Source organism: Modestobacter caceresii, from assembly GCF_000761485.1.
Lineage (GTDB): Bacteria > Actinomycetota > Actinomycetes > Mycobacteriales > Geodermatophilaceae > Modestobacter > Modestobacter caceresii.
This window is the reverse complement of the sequence record NZ_JPMX01000038.1, coordinates 37,225-46,717: the sequence shown is the minus strand read 5'-3', so window position 1 is coordinate 46,717 and position 9,493 is coordinate 37,225. Positions and strand designations below refer to the sequence as shown.

8 protein-coding genes and 1 pseudogene are annotated in these 9,493 nt (G+C 73.9%); 6 read left to right on the top strand and 3 right to left on the bottom strand.

The window, feature by feature from the left end; translation table 11 throughout:
- Positions 1–359, bottom strand: a pseudogene (locus IN07_RS09745) (hypothetical protein); the annotation flags it as partial.
- 198 nt (positions 360–557) lie between these two features.
- Between IN07_RS09745 and IN07_RS09740 the strand changes: the two are divergent.
- On the top strand, positions 558–1,886 hold the full coding sequence (locus IN07_RS09740; protein WP_036335468.1) for a hemolysin family protein: 1,329 nt from the start codon (positions 558–560) through the stop codon (positions 1,884–1,886).
- A gap of 9 nt (positions 1,887–1,895) precedes the next feature.
- Here IN07_RS09740 and galE read toward each other — a convergent pair whose 3' ends face one another.
- Entirely contained in the window at positions 1,896–2,855 is a 960-nt protein-coding gene (galE, locus tag IN07_RS09735; protein ID WP_036335467.1) for a UDP-glucose 4-epimerase GalE, read from the bottom strand.
- A gap of 58 nt (positions 2,856–2,913) precedes the next feature.
- Here galE and hisC point away from each other — a divergent pair, with 58 nt between their 5' ends.
- The 4 genes from hisC (at position 2,914) to IN07_RS09715 (ending at position 6,879) form a co-directional block, all read left to right on the top strand.
- A complete protein-coding gene (hisC, locus tag IN07_RS09730; RefSeq protein ID WP_036335481.1) occupies positions 2,914–4,038 on the top strand; it encodes a histidinol-phosphate transaminase in 1,125 nt (374 codons plus the stop codon).
- A gap of 27 nt (positions 4,039–4,065) precedes the next feature.
- The gene (gene trpS / locus IN07_RS09725) at positions 4,066–5,091 is read left to right on the top strand and encodes a tryptophan--tRNA ligase (protein ID WP_036335466.1); all 1,026 of its coding nucleotides are present in this window, start codon (positions 4,066–4,068) and stop codon (positions 5,089–5,091) included.
- The gene (locus tag IN07_RS09720) at positions 5,088–5,684 is read left to right on the top strand and encodes a 2'-5' RNA ligase family protein (RefSeq protein ID WP_052091081.1); all 597 of its coding nucleotides are present in this window, start codon (positions 5,088–5,090) and stop codon (positions 5,682–5,684) included. The genes trpS and IN07_RS09720 overlap by 4 nt, the downstream gene beginning before the upstream one ends.
- Before the next feature lie 67 nt (positions 5,685–5,751).
- A complete protein-coding gene (locus tag IN07_RS09715; RefSeq protein WP_052091080.1) occupies positions 5,752–6,879 on the top strand; it encodes a YihY/virulence factor BrkB family protein in 1,128 nt (375 codons plus the stop codon).
- Here IN07_RS09715 and IN07_RS09710 read toward each other — a convergent pair.
- Positions 6,806–8,128, bottom strand: a complete 1,323-nt coding sequence (locus tag IN07_RS09710; protein WP_052091079.1) for a D-alanyl-D-alanine carboxypeptidase family protein — start codon at positions 8,126–8,128, stop codon at positions 6,806–6,808. The genes IN07_RS09715 and IN07_RS09710 overlap by 74 nt on opposite strands.
- A gap of 314 nt (positions 8,129–8,442) precedes the next feature.
- On the opposite strand from IN07_RS09710, the gene IN07_RS09705 reads away from it, so the two are divergent.
- A partial coding sequence (locus tag IN07_RS09705) for a BMP family lipoprotein (RefSeq protein WP_231558079.1) occupies positions 8,443–9,493 on the top strand: 1,051 nt, incomplete at its 3' end.

The following is a 9,493-nucleotide window of genomic DNA, read 5'->3' as shown; positions in this document are numbered from 1 at the left end:
GGTGGCGGAACGGGGGACCCGCGCCCGGACTCGGGCTGGACCGACGGCGCGGGCGGACTGGTCTGCCCGGCCGCTGCCGGGGAGGGCGCAGGGGACTCGGGCGGCGCCGCGGTGGTCGTCGCCGGCGCCTCGGCCGGGGTGCCCGGGGAGGGGACCGGCGCGCGGCTGGTGGTCGTGGCGTCGCCGGTCGCGGCAGCCGGGGGTGCGGCGCCGCGGTCGACGTCCGACGAGCCGGCCGTGTCGCCGAGCCCGGGCAGGGAGCCGCCGTTCAGCGCGACGGTGAGCGCCACCGCGGCGACGACGGTCAGCAGCAGGACCACCCGCAGCAGCCGGGACGGCGGGGAGGCGCGGCGCGGCACGGGGCCGTCCTCACCGGGCACAGGTCGTCACCCGAGCGAGGGTAGACGCATGCGGACGGTCACCGGGCCCCTCGGGCGAAGAGGCCCCCGGGCGGGGAGCAGCGGCGGTCGTCACGGATCGGCGGGCCGGCGCAGCCACTACCGTGGTCGGTCGCGGGACAGTCCCGTCGAGACCATCTCTGGAGGAACGCGCCGCCCGTGAGCGACGTCTGGCTCAACATCGTCATGGTCTTCGCCTTCGTGCTGGTCGGCGGCGCGTTCTCCGGCGCCGAGATCGCGCTGGTGTCCCTCCGCGAGTCCCAGGTCCGCGCCCTGGCCGAGACCGGCCGGCGCGGGCAGGCGCTCAACAAGCTGCTCGCCGACCCCAACCAGTTCCTCGCCTCCGTCCAGGTCGGCGTCACGCTGGCCGGCTTCTTCTCCGCCGCGTTCGGCGCCAGCACCCTGTCCGGGCCGCTCGGCGACGTCCTCATCGGTTGGGGGGTGCGGCCCGGTGTGGCCGACCCGCTGTCCTTCGTCGCCGTCACCATCGCGATCAGCTACCTGTCCCTGGTCGTCGGCGAACTGACCCCCAAGCGGCTGGCCCTGCAGCGGGCCGAGGGCTTCTCGCTGGTGGTGGCCGCCCCGCTCAACGCCATCGCCAAGCTGTTCCGGCCGATCATCTGGCTGCTGTCGAAGTCCACGAACGTGCTGGTCCGCCTGCTGGGCGGTGACCCGCGGGCGAGCGGGGAGTCGATCAGCCAGGAGGAGCTGCGTGACCTGGTCGCCGCGCACGAGTCGCTGTCCAGCGACGAGCGCCGGCTGATCGACGAGGTCTTCCGGGCCGGCGACCGCGAGGTGCGCGAGGTGATGACCCCCCGGACCGAGGTCCACTTCCTGGAGTCCAGCATGACCGCCAGTCGCGCGGCCAAGCAGGTCGCGGACTCCAGTTGGTCCCGCTACCCGGTCGTGGGCCGCAACGAGGACGACGTCGTGGGCTTCGTGCACGTGCGCGACCTCTTCCTGCCCACGCACCCGGCCGGGCGGGCGGCGACCGTGGGCGACCTCGCCCGCGAGGTGAAGCAGCTGCCGGGGACCGCCGGCGTGCTGACCGCCCTGTCGGGGATGCGCAAGGAGAACCGGCACTTCGCGATCGTGGTCGACGAGTACGGCGGCACCGACGGGATCGTCACCCTGGAGGACCTCATCGAGGAGGTCATCGGCGACATCTACGACGAGTACGACGAGGACGTCACGCCGGACTCCGAGGAGCCGGCCGAGGGGCCGCACGAGGTCGACGGGCTGCTCAACCTCGACGACTTCGCCGGCGCGACGGGGTTGCACCTCCCCGAGGGCCCGTACGAGACGGTCGCCGGGTACGTCCTCGCCGAGCTGGGGCGTCTCCCGGTCCTGGGGGACACCGTGACGGTCGAGGAGCGCACCCTGACGGTGCTCGAGCTCGACGGCCGCCGGATCGCCCGGATCAGCGTCAGCGCCGCACCGCAGCAGGACGACGGCAGCGACGCCGCCGCGGAAGCCACGGCCGGCTGACGACGGGGCTCAGGCGCTGCGTGCCTGCGCGAACGCCCAGGCGTCGGAGACGATCTCGCGCAGGTCGGTGTGCTGCGGTGCCCAGCCGAGCTCGTCCTGGATCCGGGCCGAGCTGGCCACCAGCCGCGCCGGGTCCCCGGGCCGCCGGTCGCCGACGACGACCGGCAGCGGGTGCCCGGTGACGCTGCGGACGGCGTCGACCATCTCCTGCACCGAGAAGCCGGTGCCGCTGCCCAGGTTGTAGATGCGGTGCTCACCCGGTGCGGGGGCGGGCAGCGCCAGCAGGTGGGCCGCGGCCAGGTCCTTGACGTGGACGTAGTCGCGGATGCAGGTGCCGTCGGGGGTCGGGTAGTCCGTGCCGAAGACGGTGAGCGCCTCCCGGGTGCCCGCGGCCACCTGCAGCGCGATCGGGATCAGGTGGGTCTCGGTGGCGTGCCGCTCGCCGACGCCGTACGCCGCGCCGCCGACGTTGAAGTACCGCAGGCTGACCGCGGCGAACGAGTGGGCCACCGCGTAGGAGGTCAGCATCGTGTCGACGGCGAGCTTGCTGGCCCCGTAGGTGTTGGTCGGCCGGGTCGGGGCGTCCTCGGGGATCGGCACCTGGTCGGGCTCGCCGTAGGTGGCCGCGGTCGAGGAGAAGACGATCCGCCGGCAGTCGACCGCGCGCATGGCCTCGAGCAGCGCCAGGGAGCCGCCGACGTTGGAGTGCCAGTAGACCTCCGGCTCGACCTGGCTCTGCGCGACCAGGCTCTTGGCCGCGAAGTGCAGCACCGCCTCGGGCCGGACGTCGGCCAGCACGGGCGCGGAGTCGTGCAGCGAGGCCTGCACGAAGCGGGCGCCGGCGGGGACGGCGTCCTCGTGGCCGGTCGACAGGTCGTCGAGCACCGTGACCTCGTGGCCGCCCTCGAGCAGGGCCGCCGTGACTACGCTGCCGATGTAGCCGGCCCCACCGGTGACGAGTACGCGCATGCCGCAACCCTAGTGAGTGGCCCGGACGACCTCCGGTCCGACCGAGGAGGAGCAGCCCGTGGTCAGCGCCCGCCCTGCCGTGGCCGCCATGCCGGTCTACCGACCCGGCCGCAACCCCGCCGACCTGGCCCGCGAGATCGGCGTCGACCGCGCCGTGAAGCTCGCCAGCAACGAGGTGGCCTTCCCGCCGCTGCCGGCCGTCGTCCAGGCGATCGCCGCGACCGCGGGGGAGACGAACCGGTACCCGGACAACGGCGCCGTCGTCCTCACCCGGGCCCTGGCCGAGCGGTACGGCGTCGAACCGGCGCAGGTGGCCACCGGCTGCGGCGCGGTCACCGTCTGCCAGCAGCTGGCCCAGGCCTACAACGACCCGGGCTCGAGCATCGCGTTCGCCTGGCGCTCCTTCGAGATGTACCCGCTGCTCGCCCAGGTCGCCGGGGCCCGAGCCCAGCAGGTGCCGCTCGTCCCGGGCACGCCCGGCGGGGCCGCGGACACCCACGACCTGGACGGGCTGGCCGCGGCGATCGACGACACGACCCGGGTGGTCTTCGTCTGCAACCCGAACAACCCGACCGGGACGGCGGTGCGGCGCCCGGAGCTCGAGCGCTTCCTGGACGCCGTCCCGGCGCAGACGCTGGTCGTGCTGGACGAGGCCTACCGGGAGTTCGTCACCGACCCCGACGTCCCCGACGGGGTCGAGCTGATGCGCGGTCGGCCCAACGTCGCCGTGCTGCGGACGTTCTCCAAGGCCTGGGGCCTGGCCGGCCTGCGGGTGGGCTACCTGCTCGCCGAGGACCCGGCCGTGGCCGACGCCGTCCGCCGCACCCAGGTGCCGTTCAGCGTCTCCTCCCTCGCCCAGGCCGCGGCGGTCGCGGCGCTGGCCAGTGAGCCCGAGGTGCGCGAGCGCTGCGCCGCCGTCGCCACCGAGCGCGCCCGGCTCACCGGTGCGCTGCGCGAGCGCGGGCTGCCGGTGGCCGACAGCCAGGCCAACTTCGTGTGGCTGCCGCTGGGGGAGCGGGCCGCCGAAATCGCCGCTGCGCTCGAGGCCCGCGCGGTGATCACCCGGCCGTTCGCCGGTGAGGGGGTCCGCGTGACCGTCGGCATCCCCGAGGAGGACGACGTCTTCCTCGCCGCGCTGGACGACGTCCTGACCAGCGCACCGGTGGGTGCTGCCGGAGCCTGAGCGAGCGCTCCCGGGCCGCGTGGTTCGATGGAGGGCGTGCCTGCTCCCCGCGTGCTGTCCGGCATCCAGCCGACGGCGGACTCCTTCCACCTCGGCAACTTCCTGGGTGCACTGCGGCAGTGGGTCGCCCTCCAGGACGACCACGACGCGTTCTACTGCGTCGTCGACCTGCACGCGATCACGGCGGAGCAGCCCGACCCGGCGGTCCTGCGCCGGCGCACGCTGGTGTCGGCGGCGCAGTTGCTGGCGTTGGGCGTCGACCCGTCGCGCAGCACGCTGTTCGTGCAGAGCCACGTCCCCGAGCACGCTCAGCTGGCCTGGGTGCTGCAGTGCCTCACCGGGTTCGGCGAGGCCGGCCGGATGACCCAGTTCAAGGACAAGAGCAGCCGCGAGGGCGCCGGGACGACGTCGGTCGGGCTGTTCACCTACCCGGTGCTGCAGGCCGCCGACATCCTGCTCTACCAGGCCGCCCGGGTGCCGGTGGGCGAGGACCAGCGTCAGCACCTCGAGCTCACCCGTGACCTGGCGACCCGGTTCAACGGCCGGTACGGCGACACCTTCGTCCTCCCGGAGGCCTACGTGCCGCCGGGTGCGGCCAAGGTGCTGGACCTGCAGTCGCCGGACAAGAAGATGAGCAAGAGCCTCCCGCCGGCGGGGTGTGTGAACCTGCTGGACGACCCGAAGGTGACCGCGAAGCGGATCCGCTCGGCGGTCACCGACACCGGCCGCGAGGTGGTCGCCGACCCGGTGGCCAAGCCCGGGGTGACCAACCTGCTGGCCATCCACTCGGCGCTGTCCGGGCAGAGCACCGCCGAGCTGGAGGAGCACTTCGCCGGTCGTGGCTACGGCGACCTGAAGAAGGAGCTCGCCGAGGTCGTCACCGACGCGCTGACCCCGATCCAGCAGCGCACCGCCGAGCTCCTGGCCGACCCCGCCGAGCTGGAGCGGGTGCTCGCCGCCGGGGCCGCCGGGGCCCGTGAGGTCGCGGCCCGCACGCTGGCGACGGTCTACGAGCGGGTCGGCTTCCTGCCCGCCGTCGGGGCACCGACGTGAGGGACCGGCCGCTCCGCGCCGACGACACCTTCGTGCACCGGCTCGACGCCGGTTCGGAGTCGTCGCCGGACACCGCCGTCCTCGGCGTCGTGGTGTCGGTCCCCGAGCCCTGGGCGCAGCTGCTGGTCGAGTGGCGGGGCAAGTGCGGTGACCCGCAGGCCACCCTGGTGCCTCCGCACGTGACGCTGCTGCCGCCCACCGAGGTGCCGACCGGCACCCGCCCGGCGATCACCGAGCACCTCTCCCGGGTGGCCGCCCAGCACCCCCCGTTCGACATGCACCTGTCGGGCACGGGCACCTTCCGCCCGATCTCGGAGGTGGTGTTCGTGGCGGTCGCGCTGGGCATCGCCGACTGCGAGCTGATCGCGACCGACGTCCGGACCGGGCCGCTGGCCCGGCCGTTGAGCTTCCCGTACCACCCGCACGTCACCGTGGCTCACGACGTGCCCGCCGACATGCTGGACATGGCCTACGCCGGCCTGGCCGACGTGCACGCGGAGTTCCGGGTCGGCAGCTTCACCGAGTTCGAGCAGCTGCCCGGTGGGGCGTGGGCCGTCTCTCGCGAGTACCCGCTGTCCGGTCCGCCGCACTGACCAGCGGCAGCGGCGGGCCCTGCCCGCTGCCGCGCGGAGTCACTGGGCGACACCCAGACTGGCTCCGGTGACCAACCCCGTCAGCCGTGCGGCCGGTGCGGCGAAGCGGTCCCTGCGGCGCCAGCGGGCCCGGCGCTCCTGGCTGGACCACCTGGTCCGCGCCGGCCGGCGCTACATCCGGGTGCACGCCACGTTGATGGCCTCCGGGGTGACGTACTACGTCTTCCTCGCCCTGGCGCCGGTGACCCTGCTGCTCGTGGCGGTCGCCGGGCTGGTCCTGCGGGGCAACCCGCTGCTGCAGGACCAGCTCCTCGAGGCCCTCCGGGACGCGGTGCCCGGGGAGACGGGGGACAGCCTGGCGGACACCGTCACCACGGCCGTCGACAGCGCCACCACCTTCGGTGTGGTCGGCCTGTTCGGCGTGGTCTTCATCGGGTTGGCCGCCATGGACAAGCTGCGCATCGGCATGGACATCGTCTGGCGGGGTCGGGCGGACCCGCCGCAGTTCCTGGCCGACCGGGCCAGGGACCTGCTGTCGCTGTTCTGGTTCGGCGTCGCGGGAGCGCTCAGCATCGCGCTCACCACCGGTGCGTCGAACATCGCCGGCCGGGTGTTCGGCCTGACCGATGTCAACGAGGCGCCCGGCTTCTTCCTGCTCGCCCGTGCGCTGCCGATCGTGCTGGCCGTGGCCGGGGACGTCCTGCTGTTCCTGTGGCTGCTCAGGGGGGTGCCGGGCACCCCGTTCGGCTACCGGCAGTTGATGCCCGGCGCGTTCTTCGGCGCCGTGGGCTTCGAGGCGCTGAAGCTGGTCGGCGGTCTCTACCTGACGGCCATCGGGGGCAACGTGACCGCCTCGACGTTCGGCGGTCTGGTCGGCCTGATCGTCTGGATCAACGTGGTCTGCCGGTTCGCGTTCTTCACCGCGTGCTGGACGGCGACGCTCCCCGCCATCGAGCACGCCGACACGCGCGTCCCGCACGGACCACCGGGGCCGACGCCGCTGCCGGACATCGCGCGGGTCGACGAGCGGGCGGCGAGCCCGTCCCCGGGTCGGCTCGCCGTCGCGCTCCTGGGGGCCGGCGCGGTCGTCGGCGTGACCGCGGGCCGGGTGCTGCCGCGGCTCATCGCCCGTCGTGCAGAGCGGGGGCGGACTCGGGCGCTGCGACCCGACGCACCGCCCGACGCCGGCCGATGACCGTGGCCGCCACGATGACCAGTGCGCCGGCCGCCAGCCCGGCGGGCACGAGGGGTGCGGTGCTCGTCGCGGAGCCGGGAGCTGCCACGGAGCCCGTGCCGGCTCGGGTGTCCGGGGTGGCGGCCGCCGTCCCGGCAGGGACCGCCGCCATCGCCGCCGTCTTCTCGGCCGCCATCTGCTCGGCGGCCTCCGCGGCCTCCATCGCGGCGGCGACCTCACCCGGCTCGACCAGCCGGCCGACGGGCTCGGCGTCGGCCGGGACGGCGAAGCCCCAGTCCAGCAGCCGCCGGGCCTGCTCCAGCTCGTGCACCGGGCGTCGCTCGGCCTGCATGACGCTGACCACCAGGCGCCGGCCGTCGCGCTCGGCGGCCACCACGAAGGTGTGCCGGGCCGCGTCGGTGAACCCCGTCTTCCCGGCGAGGGTGCCCGGGTAGCTGCTGAGCAGGGTGTTCTGGTTCTGGATCTGGTAGCCCTCGTAGGTCCCGACGGTCGGCATCTGTGCGGTGCGGGTCTGCAGCAGGTCCAGGCCGTACGGGTCGGTGACGAGCTGACGCAGGATCAGCGCGAGGTCGTAGGGCGAGGACGACTGCCCGGCCACGTCGAGCCCGGAGGGCGTCCCGGCCACGGTGTCGTGGGCGCCGAGATGGGCCGCCGTCTCGTTCATCGCGGCCAGGGTCGCCCCCACCCCGCCGGCGGCCCGGGCGAGGGCGTTGGCCACGTCGTTGCCCGACTGCATGACCAGGGCGCGGAAGAGCAGGTCGACCGGGTACTGGCCACCACGCACCAGACCCACCCGGCTGCCCTCGATCGCCTCGTCCTCGACGGTGCCCTCGACGACCAGCGCGGGGTCCAGGACGGGCACCAGGGTGAGCAACGTCAGGGCCTTGAGGGTGCTGGCCGGGTAGTACCGGCCGTGTGGGTCCCGCGCGCCCAGCACCGCACCGGTGCCGGCGTCGGCGACCAGCCAGCCGCGGGCGTCGATGCCCTCGGGGAGGGGCGGTGCACCGGCGACCGTCACCAGGCCGCGGGTGTCCAGGCGCTCGCCGCCGACGGTGCTGCCGTCGGGGGCGCTGCCCTGTGGCGGCCCGTCCGGGTGCGGGCTGGTCGGGGTCGGCGCCGAGGGGTCGACGGTGGGCCGGGAGCTCTCGGCCAGGGCCGGGCCGGTGGGGGCCAGCAGGAACCCGATCACCCACAGCCCGGCCACGAGCAGCACGGCGGTCAGCCGGCGCAGCGGCAGGGGTCGGCGCATGCCCGACGCTAACCCGCGGTGGCCTGCCCGATCGAACAGTGGCGGTCGACGGTGTGCCGGAGGTCTCCCGGAGGGCCCGTCGTGTGTGCCGGGTGTTGCCCCTTGGCAACGATCGGGTCTCTATCCGTTCGCCTGGGGGTCTCCGGCGCCCGAGCCGCGGTTAGCGTGCGCACGTCGCCGTCGGAAGCGCCTCGTACCCGTGAGCCGGTACGTGTGAGCCGGACGGCGGAGCAGGCCTGGAACACACCGCACCGGGGCTCCGTCCGACCACTGGCCGGAGGAGCCCTCTCAGAGAGGAGACCGTCTTGCGCCGAGTGCGTGGGATGAAGGCCGCAGCTCTGCTGCTGGCCGGCAGCATGGCCCTGGCGGCCTGCGCGAGTGACGAGACCGACACCGGTTCCGGCGACGGCGGCGGCGGCAGCGCCTCCGGCGAGGAGCTGATGGTCGGGCTCGCCTACGACACCGGCGGTCGCGGCGACAAGTCGTTCAACGACTCGGCCTACGCCGGGGTCGAGGCCGCCATCGAGGAGATGGGCGGCGAGGTCCAGGAGCTCTCGCCCAACGACGACGGTTCCGACCGCGCCGAGCTGCTCACCCAGCTGGCCGAGCAGGGCTACGACCCGGTGATCGGGGTGGGCTTCGCCTACGGCGAGATCATCGGCGACATCGCCGCCGAGTACCCCGAGACCACCTTCGCCGTCGTCGACTCGTCGGTGGCCGAGATGGGGGCCGACAACCTGACCGGCCTGCTCTTCGCCGAGGAGGAGGGGTCCTTCCTCGCCGGTGCGGCCGCCGCGCTGAAGTCCGAGACCGGCCACATCGGCTTCGTCGGCGGTGTGGAGAACCCGCTGATCCAGAAGTTCGAGGCCGGCTACGTCGCGGGTGCCCAGGCGGTCAAGCCGGACATCATCATCGACACCCAGTACATCTCCCCGGCCGGTGACTTCTCCGGCTTCGGCGACCCGGCCCGCGGGCAGATCGTCGCCCAGGGCATGTTCGACGCCGGCGCCGACATCGTCTACCACGCGGCCGGCGGCTCCGGTCAGGGCGTCTTCGAGGCGGCTGCCGCCTCCGGCGGCCGGGCGATCGGCGTCGACTCCGACCAGTACGAGACGGTCGGTGACCCGGCCCTGCAGGCGGTGATCATGACGTCGATGCTGAAGCGGGTCGACAACGCGGTGGAGTCGTTCATCACCGACTACTCCGAGGGCGCGGTCGAGGGCGGCCAGGACATCATCAACGACCTGTCGACCGACGGCGTGGGCCTGTCCACCTCCGGTGGGCAGATCGACGACATCCAGACCCAGATCGACGAGTACCGCCAGCAGATCATCGACGGCGAGATCGAGGTCCCGACGATCCCGT

What these genes read in the sequence shown, in the direction of transcription:
- IN07_RS09710 (WP_052091079.1), bottom strand. Translation starts at nt 8,128, where the DNA reads ATGCGCCGACCCCTGCCGCTGCGCCGGCTGACCGCCGTGCTGCTCGTG.
- galE (WP_036335467.1), bottom strand. Translation starts at nt 2,855, where the DNA reads ATGCGCGTACTCGTCACCGGTGGGGCCGGCTACATCGGCAGCGTAGTC.
- trpS (WP_036335466.1), top strand. Translation starts at nt 4,066, where the DNA reads ATGGAGGGCGTGCCTGCTCCCCGCGTGCTGTCCGGCATCCAGCCGACG.